Below are 19,843 nucleotides of genomic sequence, written 5' to 3'. Positions count from 1 at the left end.
TTAGTTGAAGGTATTGTACCCGATAGTAGTTATGAGCTTTCAGCAAGAGGGTCGACAGAAGGGTCTTTCGTTTGGGCTTATCGTTATACCAAAGTTGGTGAAGAGAGCGAAACAGTAATAACGTTAACCAATGAAGCCTTATCAGCAAGCGCTTGGGTCGATATTGATGATACCTTTGTTGCGCCGAGTGATATTGATGTTGCTAAAGCTTTTACCGTGTATTTAAGAACTGTTGGTGATGATGTGGGAATTGGTGGTACGTCTGCCGGTCCAATGGGGGTTGATGAATTCTCGTTAATGGGACCTGGCGATGAACCAGCCGATGAACTACCCATTGTGCAATACATCCCTGCCGGTGAAATAGACACAGTGTCATCTACAGGCGATTGGCCTGGCGGCACTAACGAAGTTGAAGTCACGGGTGATCTCCCTATAGAAACCTCAGCTGGAACCGTTCCAGCATACGCTAAGTTTGATCCAGGCTTTGATGGTACTGCTTGGGGTAACCTTTATGTCGTTGTGCCAACTGCAACAGATGCAGGTAAATGGTGGCTTAGCCCGCAACCGTATGACGGTGGTGATAACTATCTTTTCCAGAACAACTATCGAGAGTTTCATAGGAATGGTATATCTCGTGAAATAGAAAGTATTATCCCAGGTGGCGCCTATGTGCTTTCTGCTGACGGTGCAGTAAGAAATCAAACGTTAGTTTGGAATTACTCATACACCAAAGTCGGAGAAGATGTCATAACAACAGTAACTTTGGATAATCCAGTTGCTTCTGACGGCGCTTGGGTTGTTATTACGGAAGAATTTACTGCGCCTAGTGATATTGATGTTGCTAAACCCTTTAAAGTGCATTTAACCACGGTTGATAATGATGGTGATGCTGATGGGAAAATCATCTTTACAGACCGTAATGCTGAAGTGCCAATGTGGGCTGCTAACTTCTCGTTAATGGGACCTGGCGAAGTTGTAAATGATGATTTAGACGGTGATGGTGTAGCAGACGAGGTAGACGCCTTTCCTGAGAATGCCGCTGCAAGTGTAGATACCGATGGTGACGGCATGCCTGATGATTTCTTGGCAAGTTGTGATCAAGATTGTATTGATAATTCAGGTTTAACCCTCGATTTAGATGATGATAATGATGGTGTACTAGACGACGTAGATGCCTTTGCTAAGAATGCCGCTGCAAGTGTAGATACCGATAATGACGGCATGCCTGATGATTTCTTGGCAAGCTGTGATGTAGACTGTATTACATCTTCAGGTTTAACCCTCGATATCGATGATGATAATGATGGTATTCTTGACGAGTATGATACTGCACCACTTGATAATTCGATTGGCGATACTGAACCAGTTTTTGCTGATTTAGCTATTCAAAGCATTGATGCGCGTGGTTTGTTAACCAATATTGGCGCAGAGATTAACGTTGTCGCTTATGACCTTGCTGATGGTGAAATAATGGCAACGGTTGTCGGTGATACTACTTTTGAGTCTGGCATGCACACCTTACAGCTTTCAGCTGAAGATAGCCTTGGAAACATTGCACTAGCTGAATTAACTGTTCACATTAACCCAATAGCAACGCTTGGCCAAAGCGGTAACGTTGAAGCGGGCGCATCTTATCAAGTGCCGGTTACCTTATCGGGTGAAGCGGCTGTTTACCCTGTTACCATTGCTTATCAAATCACTGGCTCTGTCGTTGGAGATTCTGATGGTGAACTTGTTATCGAACAAGGAACCGCGGGCGTTATTGAGCTGAATATCGCAGGAGGTGCACTTGGTGGTGACATGGTGAATATATCGTTATCAGATGCTAGCAATGCAGTTATTAACAGTGATGACACCTTTGCGTTAACCGTTATCGATATGAATATAACGCCAACGTTAAACGTGGCTGTTAAACAAAGTGATAACATGGTCAGTGTGATCGATGCTAGTGCTGGTGTTGTTACAGTCACTGCGACTGTTAACGACTTGAACTCGCTTGATACGCACACCATTAGTTGGCATGTAGGTAACAGTCAGTTAGTTGACTTAAATCTCGATAACCTGGATTCAACCTTTGAATTTGAACCATTAGAGGCGGGTACATTCGCTTTGTCGGTAACTGTTGCTGAAGATAATACCAATGAATTATTTGCAACAACGACTGATTTGAGTCTAGTGGTAGCAACCGAGCTTGCCGTGTTGAGTGCGGACAATGATGCGGATAATGATGGTATTTCTGATGCGGATGAAGGTTATGCTGATAGTGATCACGATGGTATTTTAGACTATTTAGATGATGACAGTAATCCTAGCCATTTACCTATTGGTGAAGATACGCAGCCGATGCAGACCATTACTGGTTTACAGCTTAGTTTAGGTGATATTGTTCGTTCATCTACCGGTGTTGCCAGTATCGATGCTTCTATTGATGTCAATGATATTGCCAGCAATGCGGGTGAAAATGGCAGTGAGGTTGATAACTCAGTAGATGGACATTATCAAACACTTTCAACCATTATTAACTTTAATGTTTCAGGGTTATCAGCCGTTGGTGATATCGTTCCGGTAGTAATACCACTAGCGACGGGTAAATATATTCCTGAAGAGGCGGTTTATCGTAAATATACTGAAGCTGCTGGTTGGTTTGATTTTGTTGTCGATAGCAGAAACAACGTATCAACTGCATTAAAAGACGCTGATGGTAATTGTCCTGCGCCGCTTTCATTCGCTTATCGCGTAACCATTGACGGATTAAATGTGGGTGATGACTGTATTCAACTACTTATTGAAGATGGTGGTCCAAACGATGCAGATGGTCAAGCAAATGGTATTGTAAAAGACCCTGGCGTATTGGCGACAGAAGTACATAACCAAGCACCTGTAATCACCTTAGTTGATAGCTCAGTGAAGGAAATGAGTGATATTGTTATTGAAAGTATCGTTACTGATGCAGAAAATGATTCAATAAGCTATTTATGGGAACAGGTTGGCGGGGAGACGGTCGTGTTGGTTGACCCAACTTCGTCGTCATTAGCCTTTACTTCACCCGTTTTTGATGATGAAGCCGCTGATTTATCCTTTATGCTAACGGCTAATGATGGCACGGCTGAAACGTCAGAAATCATTACATTAACCGTAATGTATCTTAATAAATCACCAACGGTCACTGTAGCATCTGAAAGTAGTTATACCGAGGGTGAAAAGGTTACCATTACGGCAACGGCTAGTGATATTGAAGAAGATGACCTCAGGTATGTATGGACACAGTTATCAGGTCCAACACTTACTCTTACCGGCCAAGCGATTGCTACCAGTGAAGGTTCAACACAAACTATACACTTTACCGTGCCAAATATTTCAACAGATAACACTATAGAACTACAACTGACTGTTTATGGCGGTGAAAATGAAACAAGCCAAATTATAACGTTCGAAATTAATGAGCGTAGTAGTGGTGGCTCTATGGCCTGGTTATTAGTATTTCTTGGTTTAACGGCATTTAATAGACGTGCGAATAAAAAAGGAGCTTTATCTAAAGATTAATATTGCTTTTGACACTGTTATCTATCTTGATTGTTAAAGGTATATGACAAAAAACGTAAAGGAAAGTCCCAGAGCCTCAGCAGAAATGCTGAGGCTTTTTTATGTTCAGGATGAACGGTATGTCGCGGTGCCATGACGTTACAAGGATGTAACTTATTAGACAATGCAGGACGCATATTGTCCTGATGGCAAGGAGCGTGTATGTTCAGGATGAACGGGTGTCGCGGTGCCATGACGTTACAAGGATGGCACTTATTAGCAAATCAGCGGCTGCGCCCCAACCATCTACCAGTAATATTTTTATCCGCAAGTACAGCAAACCTTTGTTCGTCATCCCCGAGGTGTCTTGTCGGGGATCCACGCCCTTGGCCATATGGATTCCCGACAAGTGAACTCGGGAATGACGGGAGTTAGTTGGGAGCCTCTAGCTTATTCATTAGTAGAACGCCTAGCCTATTTACTGTCATCCCCGAGGTGTCTTGTCGGGGATCCAGCAATGTTCGCGGCTAAAGCCGGCTCACTGTAGGAGGGTGTTTACGCCCGAACAGGGTTTGATGCACGATGGGATGTTAGGCTGTGTTAGGCTGTGTTCGCATTGTTCGCGGCTAAAGCCGGCTCCTACAGGGAGGGTGTTTACGCCCGAGCGTTTGTTACATAGGCATGTGATTTTTTTTTGTTAATCTTTTCTCGGTGGTGATACTTGTTTTATGTCTTAAGATAGCCAAGCAGTGATAAGTGGCGAAGAGAATTTTATACAACCGAGGTCAAAGAGACAGGTTATAAGCTCCATGCATAACCTAAGTGACCTACATCCATGTAGGCCTCGCTTTGCGCTACACCGAGGAGTGACTAGTAACTTTAAAAACACGTACCTATGCATATAGCTCAAGTTCGTCATCCCAGTGGTGTCTTAGTCGGACGTGCCATGGTCGTTACTAGGCATCCGTGCCTTCAAGACATCAATACTTCCAAGTACGTCGATGGCAAGGAGCGGTTGGATTCTCGCCTATATAATTCTTTTAAAAGAACCTTGTACATTTTATTTACTGAAACGTCTTATCTTTGACAAAGTATTAGTGTTGAAAGCTAATCCCCCCGTAAATAATAAAGATAAAATATTATGAGACAAAATTTAGTGTTACTTCTTCTGTTGCTCTGTACTACTAGCCAATATGCTAATGCACAGGTAATGATCAATATTGATGGCAACAACGTAAGCCATACCGTGCACCCGATGATACAAGGGCATGGGCTAGTTTATTCTGAAGAAGCCGACGCTATTTATGCTGATGGTACCATGGCGAAACTATACCAAGATGTTGGCGCCAGTTTTCTACGTTGGCCTGGCGGTACCGTTACTACTATGTACCACTGGAATGATTTAACTGGCGTCGGTTGGATTGATAAATGGGATCCTAACTATTCGGCAACCAATGCTGATCCTTCTCAGTATATGGACTTAGATGAGTATATGACCCTTAGCATTGCCGCAGGCACAGAGCCAATGTTAGGTATCAACTTAAGCTCGGGCATTGAATGGGATAGACAGACAGAAGCGGTGCAAGAAGCCAAAGATATGATCAGTTACTGCCTATCAAAAGGATTCGATGTTAAATATTTCTATCTTGATAATGAATCTGATCATAGTGGCAATGGCTACAATAAAGACAAAGATAATGATGGTGAAGCTTGGACACCACAAACTTATGCCGAGCAAGTTAATGTTTATAGCGCGGCTATTAAAACCTTAGTTCCCGATGCCAAAATTATCGCCAATTGGAAAAGTCATGTTAGAACAAATATCAGCGATTACACGACATTAATCAATGTAGCCGGCGATAATATTGATTACATCGATGTTCATTGGTATTGGAAATGGGGTGTTGCTACCTGGGATACATGGAAAGCCAAAACACCGATGGAGAATGAAACCCAATGGTACGATGGTGGCACTTATGTCGAAGAGATAGCATTTTTTAATAACCTTACTACTTCACTTGGTAAATCTCATATAAAACTCGCCTCTTTAGAGTGGAATATTGCCCCCGGAGGTCACAATAATAATCCAGACCATACCCCGTTCAAAACAGCATTAATGGCATCAGAAATGCAGATGCAATTCATCCAAGGCGGCCTCGAACTAGCCTCTATGTGGACAACCCAATGGTCTGGCAGTACAACAGCAGAGTTCCAAGCTTTGGTCAACTCTGACGATAATTACCAAGCCAGTCCGATGGCTAAGGTTTTTGAACTATACAAACATGCCATTGGCGGCGACGTAGTAAGTAGTACTTCGGCCGACAGTAAAATAATGACCACGACTGTGATCAAAGCGGATAAAGCCTATGTTTATCTGTTAAGTAAAAGAGACAGCGTTGAAAATGCGGAATTTAGCATTGACGGTTATAATATTCTTAGTGTCAATCAAGCGAAACGGTTTAGTGAGCCGGATGATCTAACCAGTATTGGCCTATGGAATAATGCTATTTCTGGCAATTATTTGGCAAACATACCGCCAAATACCCTAACTATGATTGAATTTAGCATTGAACAAGATGATGCTCCTGTTAGCAATAATTTAATTGCCAACAGCGATTTTGAGCAAGAACTGACCGGCTGGCATACGTGGAGCAATCCAGTGGTTACTCATACCGACGTCTATTCAGGCGCTACAGCCATTGAGTTAGTCAATCAAGGCTCTCTTAGTCAATGGGTCGACGTTGAAGCCAACACCACCTATACCATGACAGCGTATGTAAAAATCAGTGACAGTGCAAAACATGTTGTGCTAGGTGTGAATGGTAGTAACAATGTAAAAATAAGCACATTTAATGTAAATGACAGCGAATACACACTGCGCCAAATAACCTTTACCACCGATGAAAATACCAGGTCGGTAGAAGTATTTTTCTGGCTACCACCGAGTGATGGCGTTTCAGCACATATTGATAATATGCAATTGATTAAAGGCGATAACTCCTATGACTTTTCAGTGACTCAATTCACGCCACTGGCAACGACAGCGTTGGCGTCAAACGGCGCACTCACCTTCACCTTTAGTGAAGATGTGGCGCTAAGCTCAACCGCGAACATAGATATTTATATCAATAAGGTCCTTGATAACACTGCCGGTAGCTGGTCACAAGCGAACACTAATAGCCTGACATTAAGTCCTAGCACAGATTGGCCCCAAGGCGCTTTAGTTGGTGTAGACATTGGTTTTGTATTAACAACCACCGGGCTCGAATTTAATGGTGAGCAAGCCGAATACGAATTTATTGTCGATACCGATGCAGACTTTGGTTTTGAACGGATTGAAATTTCGACCTTGATAACACGCGACAATGGCGCCCATAACATTCCACTTAAAGTCGCATTGCCTACCAACAGAGAAAACAAAGTACCAGTTCATTTTTGGGTTCATGGTGGCGGCTGGAACGGCGGCACAGCCGCAGATTCATGGGCATATGCAAGCCCTCACAGCGAGTACCTTGCCAAAGAATTAGGCATAGCAACCCTAGAGATTGCGTACCGTAATGTCGGTTCTAATGGTTCATTTACCTTGGCCATGGAAGACATAGACGCTGCTTACCAATGGGCTGTTGATAATGCAGACACTTATAATTTGGATTTAACTAATTCCTTTTTTAGTGGCGGCTCAGCGGGTACACCATTATCATCACTAGCAGCGCAGCAATATACCGATATTAAAGCTTATGTAGGCTTTAATGGTGTCTTTAACTTAGTTGACAACCCCAATAGTAGCTTCCCGCCTAATAATACTTATTATGATCATCACCTCCCTTCGAAATCAGCAAACTCTGCTTTTCATAACATAAGAGCAAATCCACCGCTAACCTTGCTGTTACACGGTGATGCGGACCCTACCATCAATTACACCCAAAGCACATTGTTTGCAAATGCCATAAATCAAGCTGGAGGTAATGCACAAGCAATTATATACCCAGGAGAACCACACGCATTTTTCAATAATGACTTTCCACAATATGAAGATGTTTTGTACGAAATGGCTAAATTCTTAAAGACAAACGGTATTATGCAAGGTGTAACCACTGAACCCGTGATTGAAACTCCAACAGAACCTGAGACTGAAACTCCAACAGAACCTGAGACTGAAACTCCAACAGAACCTGAGACTGAAACTCCAACAGAAGCTGAGACTGAAACTCCAACAGAAGCTGAGACTGAAACTCCAACAGAACCTGAGACTGAAACACCTCAGACACCTGAACAAGATTCAAAGAGTTCCGGTGGTAGCATGTCTTATATTGGTTTATTAGGGTTAATGATGTTCGCCCGACGTCGAAATTTAATTGAATAGATTACCTGATCATGTATAAAATAGTCATGTATAAAATATTGATATTACTGGTTATGTTTGGTTTACCGGCTACTCATGCCAGTGACAATGAACAGCCTAACATCATCTTAATTTATGCTGATGATTTAGGTATAGGTTTACTCGGTCACGAAGGGCAAAAAATTATTAAGACGCCAAATATTGACCGTTTGGCAAGTGAAGGTATACGCTTTACAAACGCCTATTCAAACATGTTATGTGCGCCAGCAAGAGCGTCGTTATTGACAGGACTCACCGATGTAAGAAGTCCCGGTTTTAGTTATAGCAAAGGTAAAATTTACCAAGGTATCAGCACTGACGGGTTGTCGGTTGAGCAAGTCACTAATGCATTAGACGCCACCTTTCCTCCAACACCGGAGGAACAAGTATTTATAGCACAAATAGCCAAAGAATCCGGGTATAAAACCGCTCAGTTCGGTAAATTAGATTGGGGCTTTGCTACCACACCTAAACGATTAAAACGTCATGGTTGGGGTTATCATTTAGGATATATGGATCATGTTAATGCCCATGGTTTTTATCCGCCGTTTTTATTTGAAAACGGCAAGCTTAAATCCATTAAAGGTAATAGCTTAATCGGTGGCGGAAAATCTTTTGAACCTGAAAATCCACAAGCCTATCAAGAACGTTGGAACAGAAAAGGCAAAGCTATTTATTCTCAAGATATTTTTATCAATGGCATACTTAACTATATTCGCAATGCTGGTGACCAACCTTTCTTCCTCTATTTTCCTACCCAACTACCACATGGCCCAGTCGCTATCCCTGTGGTTCATCCAGACTTTGTTAACGATAAACGGTTAACTCAAATCGAGAAAGAATATGCCTCGATGGTAAAAAGACTCGATGATGACGTTGGCCTCATACTCGATGAATTGAAAAAACAAAATATTGACGACAATACCCTGGTTATTTTTACTTCAGACAACGGCCATGAGATTTATTACGGGCAAAAAGGCAGAGCAGAAAAACCTTACCGTAATATCACCACAGGTCAACTCTTTGATAACTATAAAAACAAATTTTATAGCGAAAGCGCAAAAGATGTCTTCAATGGGAATGGCGGCCGCGCAGGCTTAAAAAAGAGTAATTTGCAAGGAGGGGTGAATGTTCCTTTGATCGCAAGATGGCCAGGTAAAATCCCGACTGGCTCAGTAAGCAATAGGCTTGTCGCCTCTTATGATATGTTGCCTACTATTGCTGAGTTGGTTAATTATCAAGAAAAGTTAGCGGTTGATGGACTGTCGTATTATCAAGCTTTAATGGGAAAAGAGCTAGGTCAAGAGCCGGGTGATGAGCCTCAAAAAGAGCATGACTATATTGTTTATGGCTCTTTTGAAGGGCCAATGTTAATCACCAACGATGGCTGGAAAATTCGTAGTTACATGAAGAAAAATGCTTTCGAACTATTTTACCTACCGGATGATAAAGCAGAGACAAAAGACCTATCTAAACTGCAGCCTAACAAACTTAAACAACTCAAAAATTTATTGATTGAAGCTTGTAGCGGTGATTTAAACAATGGCTTTGTTTCATGGCGCAACTTTAGTTTTAAGACCACTTTAAGATAATGAAATTAAATGATTAAACTATTAGATAGGATAAATAGGTTACAACCATGATACATCTAGTTAAAAATACATTAATAGTGCTCTGTATCACTATGGCAGTCCATTTGTTGGCCATTAAAGTTCATGCCGCCGAACCGATCATTTGGCAACTCTGGCCTGGTGAAAAACCGGGTGGCAATGTTGAACTACCACCGGAATATGACAGAACAAAACCAGATGATAAATTATATGCGGGTCGCCCTATAATACGCTTAACCAATGTGACTAAACCGACACTGGTGATTTTCAAACCTAACAAAGAAATAGATACCGGCACTGCAATCATCATTGCACCCGGTGGCGGCAACTGGATCCTGGGTTACGATTTGGAAGGCACAGAAGTTGCTGAGTGGTTTAATTCGATTGGTGTCACTGCCATCGTCTTGAAATATCGCGTACCCGGTATAGCCTTTAACAAAGACAAAAAATGGCTTGCCGCCGCACAAGATGGCCAGCGTGCTGTCAGCCTAGTTCGAGGCAGAGCAGCAGAGCTGGGCATTAAAGCAGACAAAATCGGCATAATCGGATTTTCTGCTGGAGGCATACCTGTAGCATACACTACCGTTATTAAAGAACGTATTTATCAGCCGGTCGACCAATACGACGAAGTCTCTTTTACCGCCAATTTTGCTGCCCCTATTTATATGGGTGGAATACCTCCTAACGCTACCATCTCCAAAGAATCCCCGCCTTTTTTTATGGTCGTTGCTCATGATGACAAAGACATGCCGCTTAACATGGTCGAGACCTACATTGCCTTGAAAAAAGCAGGTGCCTCCGCAGAGCTGCACATCTATGAAAGTGGCGGCCATGCATTCGGTGTCCGTAAAACAGGACTACCGGTAGCAAGCTGGCCAGAACGTATGAAAGAATGGATGATCCGACTAAAGCTATTGTAATTGCGACTTCGGTAAATCAAAAAACGTATCTGAACATTTTAATAAATTAACTAATATAATAAGAGTATATTTTTATGAGTTTTAAATATCTTCTAGTACTTATTTTAACCACGTTTTTATACTCATGTGGTGCAGGAAATGAGCAAAACAAAAAAAATCCAGCACCTGCAACTATCCAAGACCCATCAAAAATAGCTGTTCCAACTAGTGCAGCAAGTCAAAGCAAGGTAGATGATTTGATTAAGGTGCTGATTATCGATGGCATGAATAACCATAACTGGAAAGATACCACTTCCCGTATTAAAGCCATTCTGGAGCCAAGCGGGCTTTTCGATGTCACCGTTTCCACGACACCACCACGGGAGGCTACAGCCGAAGCATGGTCAAAATGGCATCCTAGCTTTTCCTCTTACGATGTTATTTTAAATAACTTTAACGGCGGGCATAGCAGTAATGGCAAACGCTGGCCCGAAGCAGTTGAAAAATCATTTGAAAAGTATGTAAAAGAAGGTGGTGGCGTGGTTAATTTTCATGCGGCAAATAACGCTTTTCTAAACTGGGATGCTTATAATGAAATGATTGGTCTGGGATGGCGGAGTCCTAATTTTGGCCAAGGAGTTATTATTGATGAAACGGGCAGGCTAGCCTATATCCCTAAAGGCGAAGGACTTGGAGCTGGGCATAAAGAAAACCATGATTTTGTTATGACGGTTTTCGAGCAAGATCACCCAATTACCGATGGATTTCCCGAAAAATGGATGCATGCCATGGAGCAACTTTCTCATGGTCAACGTGGACCAGCAAAAAATATGACTGTGCTTCATTATGCCTGGTCCAAAGACAGCAAGCGTAATGAACCGATTGACTGGATTGTTAACTATGGTGATGGCCGCGTATATACAACAATGTTGGGACATTTAATGCAGGAAGAAGGATTAAACTTCCACAGTGTCGGCTTTCGCGTACTATTGATTCGTGCTTTACAGTGGACAGCAACCGAGCAGGTAACATATCCAGTTCCGGAGGCATTTCCAGCAAGTGATGCAGTTTTACTGGAAGATTAGAAAATTGTTAAAAACAATGTAAATAAACCATGTAAAAAAACAAGGGGTCAGAACACTTGATATGTCCCCTTGATATGGTTATCACAACGAATTTATAAACTCATTGAATATTTTTTAAATAACCTTGTACATTTTATTTACTGAAACGTCTTATCTTTGACAAATTATTATTATTGAAACTAATAAATAAAAGTAGTGAGAGTTATAATGCCTGATAGTACCTATGATCAATCACGTCGCCGTTTTCTGCGTCAATCTTCTTTGTTCAGTGTTTCAGCGGGTATTGCAGCTAAATCACTTGGTGTATTAAGTTTGTTTAGTGCAAGTAAAACCATTGCCGCACCATTATCTGATTATAAAGCCTTAGTTTATGTGTTTTTAGCTGGCGGTAATGATGCCTTTAATATGTTAGTACCTAAAGGGGATGGAGAACTCCGAAGCAGTTATGAAACTGGTCGTGCTAACGTTGCTCTCGATAAAGACGTTTTACATGATATTAACTTAGTGTCCGCTGCAAATGTGTATGGCGATACACAATACCAGGACTTTGGTTTACATCCTGAATGTGCGGATATGGCCAATATGTTTAATGCCAAAGAACTCTCTTTCATCTGTAATATCGGTAACTTGGCCACTCCAGTAACACGTGAGCAATATTTAAATAAAACCGCTGTTTTACCACCGCAACTCTTTTCTCATTCGGATCAACAACGACAATTTCAAAGTAGTGCTAGTGGAACCTTTCAATTTGGTTGGGGCGGAAGAATGGTCGAATTGTTAGACACTTACAATACCAACAGTGTTGTTTCTCCGTTAATGTCTGTTTCGGGATTAAATACTTGGCAAGTGACGAAAGACAGTGTTATCAACCCCTATGTAATGAGTCCGGATGGAGCAACACCATTATATGGCTTTGATGGTATTAGACAAAGTGTGGTTGAAGAGGCAATCAACAATGTGAATGACGATGATCATTTAATGGTACAAAAATACCGAAATATTTTTAATTCAGCTCGTAGTGCTGAACAAATTGTTGGCAATGCATTTAATCTTGCCGAGGCTAAAAATGTTGATTATGACCAAATATTTGAGGATGCTGGCAATAATAATAGTGAACTATCAAGACAATTAAAAACGGTTGCAAAAATGATTGCCGGTCGTGAATCAACTGGCAATAATCGACCGGTATTCTTTGTTAAGTTAGGCGGTTTTGATCAACACCAAAACCTATTAACTGATCATCAATATCAAATGCAACAATTAAATGCGGCATTAAAAGGCTTTAGAGACGCTTTAGTCGCCCAAGGCGATTTTGATAACGCCTTAACTTTTATCGGCTCCGAATTTGCAAGAACATTAACCCCAAATGATGACAAAGATGACGCTGGAACAGATCACGCCTGGGGTGGTCATGCCATGGTTATGGGCGGTATGGTTAATGGTGGGCAATTATTTGGTACTCATCCCGACTTAAAACTTAACCAAGGTTTAGATGTCGACAAAGGTCGAGGACGCTGGCTACCAACAACCGCAACAACGCAATGTAATGCTGTTATAGCCCATTGGTTTGGCGTCGAAAAAGAAAACTTAACGCAACTCTTTCCTTCATTAGCAAACTTCCCAAGTTCATTCGAGCCTGAGGCAAACTTAGATTTAATTAAATCAGGTGATCTAGTATGAGCATAATCAGCCGTTTTTCAATAGCCTTAATCATCTTAGGTTTAACTGCTTGTGGCGGAGGAGGTGACACATCAACTCCGACGCCAACGCCAACGCCCACACCGACTCCAACACCCACTCCTGATCCTAATAAGAGCACCATATCAATAAATGCTATCGCCTTATTAGCCATAGAAAAAAGCCATCAATTTGCAAAATTTGAAATCAAACGTACTGGTCAAGAAACAACAGCATCAATAGATATAACATTTAATATTTCAGAAAATTCAGCGTTAACAAAAGGCTCTACCTCACCAACAGATTATCAGCTGATCTATAGTGATGGAGGGCAAGTTGGAGACACTTTAACATTAAAAAATGGTCAGAATTCTCGTGTTATTGAAGTGCAGCCTATTCTGGATGAACTTCATGAAGTACCTGAAACCTTAGTGATTAACTTATCTGAAAATGAAGGTTATATTCTAGCAGATGAAAAATCTGCACAAATAACGATTATCGATGCTGATAATACTCGAGATAATGCCAAAGTCTTTATTGGGCTCTTTGCGCCTCAAAATGGTGCTGCAACCAATGGCACTGGCGTATTAAGTTTTATTTTACAAGGTGATAACGAACAAGGCTTACTTAGTTATACCTTTTCAAATTTAAATTCTGTTCAAACTGATCAACATATTCACTTATCGCCATCAGGAAACATGATTAAAGATATTCAAAGCAAGGGTAATATTACCAATTACCCATGGGATTTAGCGCCTGGTGGTATTTTTGTTACCGAGCAGCAAATGTTAGATGCACTCTTTAATGGTGAGTTCTTTATCAATATTCACACAGCAACTTTTTCTGGTGGTGAAATAAGTGCCGCTTTACTTTTCGATGAAAATATAAAACCACCAGAAGAATTGACACTCAGTGAAAATGACATTGATAGAGATATCATTCGCTTTTTAACTCAAGCAACCTTTGGCGCGATACCAGAAGATTATCAAGCATTAAGATCACAAATAGCTAATGATGGCAGTAATAGGCTGCAAGTTTATCAAGCATGGATTGAAGAGCAATTACAAGTAGAGCAAAGCAGTTTATTAGCCTTAACTGACGCTACGATTGCACATTTCCCAGGCGAAGTAGAAGTAGATTGGGAATGGAGAATTAGACGAGATGCTTTTTGGCCAATCGCGGTTTATGGTAAAGATCAACTCAGACAACGTATGACTTTTGCCTTAAGTGAAATATTAGTTATTGGTGATGACAACGGAAAAATTCGCGGTGCACACCGAGGCGTGGCGCATTATTGGGATTTACTCGGCAAAAATGCTTTTGGCCACTATAACGAGACCTTGTACGACGCTACAGTGCACCCAGTTATGGGGTATTGGCTCAGCCATTTACAAAATAAAAAAGCAAACCCAGAATTAGGTTTTTTTCCTGATGAGAATTTTGCCCGCGAAATTATGCAACTGTTTTCATTTGGTTTAATACACAGGGAAATAAATGGCACCATTAAATTAGGTCCTGATAATTTACCCATGCCAACCTACGACAACGAAACCATAACCAATATGGCAAAGGTCTTTACCGGCTTATCATTCAGTCATAAAGATTACTATAATAACAAAGTAGCTAATGATGACTTTGAACTTTACAGTTGGGTCAACGATTACCAATATCGTTGGACTGAGCCCATGAAGTATTTCACTGAGCAACACGAATTTGATGAAAAAACGCTTTTTACTGATAACGGCAGAACTTTAATAATACCAGAAATGGCCAGTGGTGATGCCCAGGGTGCACAACAAGAATTATTAACCGTCATTAATGCTTTAGTGGCTCATAAATCTGCAGCGCCCTTTATCGCTAAACAATTAATTCAACGTTTTGTCACTTCAAATCCAAGCCCGGAATATATCGAAAGAGTAGCCACTGCCTTTGGTTCAACGGGGGATTTAACCGCAACCATTAAAGCCATTTTATTAGATGACGAAGCACGAAATCCTAATGCCGCTAACAGTAAATATTTTGGTAAAATTAAAGAGCAAGTTTTACAAATGACTTCATTGATGCGCTTATTTCAAGCCGGCTCAAAAATACCCTTAGACGATAAAACGAATGGCTTAAATTTACCGGCTAGCGTAACTAACAACTTTTCGTCAGCGGTGACGTTATTGCGAATGGGTGACCAAAATATAGGTCAAAGAGTGCTTGGCTCTCCTTCGGTATTTAATTTTTTCTCACCTGATTATAGTCCCGCAGGGAATTTAGCAAAAAACGCTTTAGTATCCCCAGAATTACAACTTGTAACTGAATCTCAATTATTCACTAATTTGAATACCTATCATCGTTTTCTCAATGGCGGTTTTAAACGCTGGAAGGCTGAAGAATATTCACAATATACCGCAGACCAATTAACCGTTAGATTTAACGAATCATTATTTAATAACCTCTGGCAATCAACGACAGGCTCCAATACTGATAAAGCAACGGCCATGGTGGATTATCTTGATTTTTATTTTAATGCCGGTCAATTAAAACAATCTAGTAATCAAGCAACAAGAAATACACTGATAGCCGGAATAGCGGATTTAAGTGCCAATGAACGGTTTAAAGATACGCTTTTTATCTTCTTGTCGATTCCAGACTTAGCAGTACAAAGATAAAGGTTCTTATAGCAAATGTTCGGGCGTAAACACCCTCCTACAGTGTGTGCCTGTAGGAACTGGCTTTAGCCGCGAACATTGCTAGATTCAGGAGAATGTGCGTCAGGATAATATGCGTCAAGATAATTGCTCCTGCATTATCTATTAAGGTACTTCCTGTACCGTCTGCATTCTCTTCTAAGTAACATGAAATTAAGTTGTTGATTTATAAGCAAACATAAAAGTATAAACACCGTCATCTTCGAAGTCTCTGATCGAAGATCCATTGTCTCCGTTACACATTCTAACTTAGCAAACGTTCGGGCGTAAACACCCTCCTACAGTGTGTGCCTGTAGGAGCTGGCTTTAGCCGCGAACATTGCTAGATTCAGGAGAATGTGCGTCAGGATAATATGCGTCAAGATAATATGCGTCAAGATAATTGCTCCTGCATTATCTTCATAAGGTACGTCCTGTACCGTCTGCATTATCTAATAAGGTACTTCCTGTACCGTCTGCATTATCTAATAAGTGCCACCCATGACATAAGGCACAAGTGCGAATAAATTCCCGCCTACGGGAGTGACGAACAAAGGTTTGGTGTACTTGCGAATAAAAATGTTTCTGGTAGATGGTTGAGGCGTAGCCGCTGATTTGCTAATAAGGTACTTCCTGTACCGTCTGCATTGTCTAATAAGTGCCATCCATGACACGTCCGATTAAGACACCACGGGGATGACGTCCCTGAGCCATGTGCATAGACACGTTCATTCATTTTGTGAAGGTTATTCAATTAAATCACTAGGGCAGTATATAACTACATTTATTAGAATGAGGCCGATGCACCAAAGTAATAGGAAACACCTTGAAACTGTTGTTGATGAAGCACATGTTTTTGTGGCTCATCATGAAACTTCAAGTGGATTTGACCGCTTCTTACGTATTCGTCAGTCAAATTACCGACTTGGCCAAATAGTGTTAGATTCTTATTGTGCTTATATCGTAAAGACATACTGTGCATTGCGCTTGGTAAGCGCACACGGTATTCACGATAATCACCTAGCACCATCTCGCTTTGTTGATTTATATTGTACCTTGCCGATAATTTCTGAGTGATATCATAGGTGAAAGTGAGGTTCCAGGTAGAATCTATCCAACCTGCGGGCCGGTACATGAGCTCTTGGATTCGATCATCTTCAGGCTCCCATGGATCATCCCCTCTAGGGTTGTAATCTTGCTCCGCGCCATCGTTAAATTTCATATAGTTCCCTGAAATATTTAACCCGGAAAAAAATTCTGAGATAAATTCCATATTTTGTCTAAATGAAACTTCAATGCCATTTACAGAGCCACCTTCGCCCATTACCAGTTTATCTAACGGAAGTGCAACGGGGTTACCATTTTCATCAACAGAGCCTTCCACAACGAAGTGGTCAGCACCGCCGACATACAGTGCATCTAGATCTTTGTAGAAAAGTGCTAAGGCGTAAAAGTCGGTTGTGTTCGGGTAATATTCAAATGAAATATCAGCTTGTTTCGAGGTAATAGGTTTAAGGTTAACATTACCAATACTGCCTAAACTAGAATTACTATCGCTTGCATCCCATGCTGGTCCAAATGACTGGACGTCATCTATAGATCTTTTAATGGCCAAGCCATTGTTAAGGGCGCTAATAGTAGGCCGTATCATAGCTTTTCCTACACCTATACGGATAACTACATCATCAATCATTCTAAAATTAACATTTAATGCAGGTAAAATGTCACTGTATTCATTAGTTGCTACTGTTGGAATACCTATTATTTCCCCTTCTTCAGGCCAGAACATTTCATAGACAGGTTGACCTTGATTCAGATAGTCCTGTTTTTCAATGATTATCTGAACTTGTTCACTGGTTGTTTCTACCGCGGTTTTATAATACCGAACGCCTAAGGAGCCATCGAACCAATGGCTGACAAAACTTGTTTGCGCATAAAGACTCAATGTATCTTCTGTTAAATCGTAGCTTTCTGCTCTATCTCTAGCATCTTGGATATTTTCAGGAATTGTGCCAGCGTAATCAGCTAAAATATCCCTAATATTAAAAAAGTAGGGTTGGTCCAACCCTTTGATATCATCAAAAGATGAATGTCCCGAATCAATGATGGTTTGTTGATAATTGCTAGGTTCTACCCCTGCCATATCGTCAAGTGTTAAATATTGAGCATTTTTTATGAGTTCTTTTTCATTTTGAGATGCTCTAAAACCGACTTTTAATTGCTGGAAAAAATTTAGATTAGTATCAAATGTTAGATCAACTCTTATCGCTGTATTCGCACTGATGACGTTGTGAGAGCCGATTTCAATATTGGTAAAGTCATGGTATTGCCCATCATTTAAAATATTAATCAGAATACCATCATCATTTACATCAGAGCCATGATAGGTGAATTGAGGACTAGTGGTAGTATTATCCCAAGAAATATGGTGTTTAATATCCGCTCCAAATGTATCGTATGAACCATGCCAGTTATAGCGTTTATCGGAGGTCGACCGAGAAATATCAAGGTCTAATTGCGTATATTCATTTATATTGTAAACAAAATTAAGCCCATATACTTCAGTAGAGTCTTCGTTGGTTAAATAGGTTGGTGCGGCAGTGATCTCATTTATAGTACCGGTACTTGCCATTACATTATTTTGACCGTCAAAGAGTGTACTATCAGATATCACTTGAAAATCGTTCCATAATACAAAAAGAGTATTACTCATATACTCTTCATAGATGTAATCAGAAGTTAATACATCTGCTGATATTAATAAGTTTTGGGTTACCTGCCATTGCCCTGTGAAAAATAATGATGAGTGGGTGATATCTTGCTTTTTAGTTTTAAAGTCATGGCTGCCTGGTCCTAGTTCATCTTCAACACTATCATCAAAATTAATCCATGGCTGAAGTTGACTTTGTTTATAACTTTCTAACAGTAAAGCCTCCTCTCTATGGGAAACACCAAGGACTACGGCAAGATCATTTGAAAAATGGTGACTGTACATGCCACTAAATTTTTTACCGTATGTGTCTCCAATATTAACGTCATCAAGATTTGTATTGCCATTAACCGTTGCAGAGAAAGTATGAATATCTTTATTCAACTCCAGCGGTCTAATGGTTTCCATATTTACAACACCAGCTATCCCGCCTTCTAAGGAGTCAGCCATAGCGGTTTTAAATACTTGTGCTTTATGAATTGCCTCACTGGGAAATAAACTTAAATTGATAGAACGTGCACCGAATGAACTGACAATTTCACGTCCATTCAATGTTGTTAATGTGAAAGCACTACCCAAGCCTCGTACGTTAATGCTATTACTTCGGCCGTCAGTTTGATTACCGGTTACACCTGTTAATCGTTGCAAAGACTCGGCGATACTTTGACCGGGTAAAACACCGATATCTTCGGCGGATAAATTAGCAGATATTGTATTGGTAAATTTTTTCATATTGATGGCTTCAACTTCGCTTGCTGAGTAACCACTTTCAACGTTTATTATTTCTATAGCTGTTTCTGCTGTTTCTTTTGTTAGTGCTATTTCTTCTGCAGTAAGTTTACTCTCTGACTTATCATTCTTTTTAGCAGTATCATCTGATGCAGGCAAAGCCTTGATCATAAAGGTGTCATTATCTAAAAGTTCACCTTGCAAGCCTGTGCCCTTGAGTAATATATTAAGTGCTTGCTGTGTGGTGTAGAAGCCTTTTAGACGTTTACCTTTTTTTGTTTCAACGAGGTCGTAAGGGAATAGAGAGGTTCGCGCTGTGATCTTGGAGAGAGATCCTAGCGATTCAAATAACGATTGGGAAGGAATATCAAAGCGATAAAATTTTTCAATACTATCGGTATTAGCGGCATGTGCTTGAGTGTAGACCATTAGGAGGCTTGCTTGTATAAGCAGAAAAACTACAGGTCTACAACTCAACCCCGTTCTATTTGAAAATGCAGAAATTAAGGCGTATGTAACCAGACGCCTTGAAAATAAGTCACAATTAACTCGTCT

The 19,843-nt window shown here is 40.7% G+C and carries 8 protein-coding genes; 7 read left to right on the top strand and 1 reads right to left on the bottom strand.

What is annotated here, in order from left to right; genetic code table 11:
* The 7 genes from F580_RS0116920 to F580_RS25625 all read left to right on the top strand — a co-directional run.
* Nucleotides 1–3,543, top strand: a 3,543-nt coding sequence (locus F580_RS0116920) for a hypothetical protein (RefSeq protein ID WP_019028939.1), incomplete at its 5' end; no start/stop codon positions are given.
* A 1,120-nt stretch (nucleotides 3,544–4,663) separates the two neighbouring features.
* Nucleotides 4,664–7,885, top strand: a complete 3,222-nt coding sequence (locus tag F580_RS0116910) for an alpha/beta hydrolase fold domain-containing protein (protein WP_019028937.1) — start codon at nucleotides 4,664–4,666, stop codon at nucleotides 7,883–7,885.
* 11 nt (nucleotides 7,886–7,896) lie between these two features.
* Entirely contained in the window at nucleotides 7,897–9,495 is a 1,599-nt protein-coding gene (locus F580_RS0116905; protein ID WP_019028936.1) for an arylsulfatase, read from the top strand.
* Nucleotides 9,496–9,542: 47 nt separating this feature from the next.
* Entirely contained in the window at nucleotides 9,543–10,433 is an 891-nt protein-coding gene (locus tag F580_RS0116900) for an alpha/beta hydrolase (RefSeq protein WP_019028935.1), read from the top strand.
* Nucleotides 10,434–10,507: 74 nt separating this feature from the next.
* Nucleotides 10,508–11,497, top strand: coding sequence for a ThuA domain-containing protein (locus F580_RS24810; RefSeq protein ID WP_019028934.1), 990 nt, complete (start codon nucleotides 10,508–10,510; stop codon nucleotides 11,495–11,497).
* Between the two features lie 207 nt (nucleotides 11,498–11,704).
* The gene (locus F580_RS25630) at nucleotides 11,705–13,177 is read left to right on the top strand and encodes a DUF1501 domain-containing protein (RefSeq protein WP_019028933.1); all 1,473 of its coding nucleotides are present in this window, start codon (nucleotides 11,705–11,707) and stop codon (nucleotides 13,175–13,177) included.
* Nucleotides 13,174–15,831 (top strand): DUF1800 family protein, encoded by a 2,658-nt coding sequence (locus F580_RS25625; protein ID WP_019028932.1) that lies wholly within the window; start codon nucleotides 13,174–13,176, stop codon nucleotides 15,829–15,831. Before F580_RS25630 ends, F580_RS25625 begins: the two co-directional genes overlap by 4 nt.
* 805 nt (nucleotides 15,832–16,636) lie before the next feature.
* Here F580_RS25625 and F580_RS0116880 read toward each other — a convergent pair.
* A complete protein-coding gene (locus tag F580_RS0116880) occupies nucleotides 16,637–19,717 on the bottom strand; it encodes a TonB-dependent receptor (RefSeq protein ID WP_019028931.1) in 3,081 nt (1,026 codons plus the stop codon).
* Nucleotides 19,718–19,843: the final 126 nt, after the last annotated feature.

It is taken from the genome of Colwellia piezophila ATCC BAA-637 (assembly GCF_000378625.1).
Lineage (GTDB): Bacteria > Pseudomonadota > Gammaproteobacteria > Enterobacterales > Alteromonadaceae > Colwellia > Colwellia piezophila.
This window is presented reverse-complemented; position numbering and strand designations above follow the sequence as displayed.

Excerpts from the sequence above, each read along its gene's own strand:
- F580_RS0116900 (WP_019028935.1), top strand. The coding sequence starts at position 9,543 with ATGATACATCTAGTTAAAAATACATTAATAGTGCTCTGTATCACTATG.
- F580_RS0116910 (WP_019028937.1), top strand. The coding sequence starts at position 4,664 with ATGAGACAAAATTTAGTGTTACTTCTTCTGTTGCTCTGTACTACTAGC.
- F580_RS25630 (WP_019028933.1), top strand. The coding sequence starts at position 11,705 with ATGCCTGATAGTACCTATGATCAATCACGTCGCCGTTTTCTGCGTCAA.
- F580_RS25625 (WP_019028932.1), top strand. The coding sequence starts at position 13,174 with ATGAGCATAATCAGCCGTTTTTCAATAGCCTTAATCATCTTAGGTTTA.
- F580_RS0116880 (WP_019028931.1), bottom strand. The coding sequence starts at position 19,717 with ATGGTCTACACTCAAGCACATGCCGCTAATACCGATAGTATTGAAAAA.
- F580_RS24810 (WP_019028934.1), top strand. The coding sequence starts at position 10,508 with ATGAGTTTTAAATATCTTCTAGTACTTATTTTAACCACGTTTTTATAC.
- F580_RS0116905 (WP_019028936.1), top strand. The coding sequence starts at position 7,897 with ATGTATAAAATAGTCATGTATAAAATATTGATATTACTGGTTATGTTT.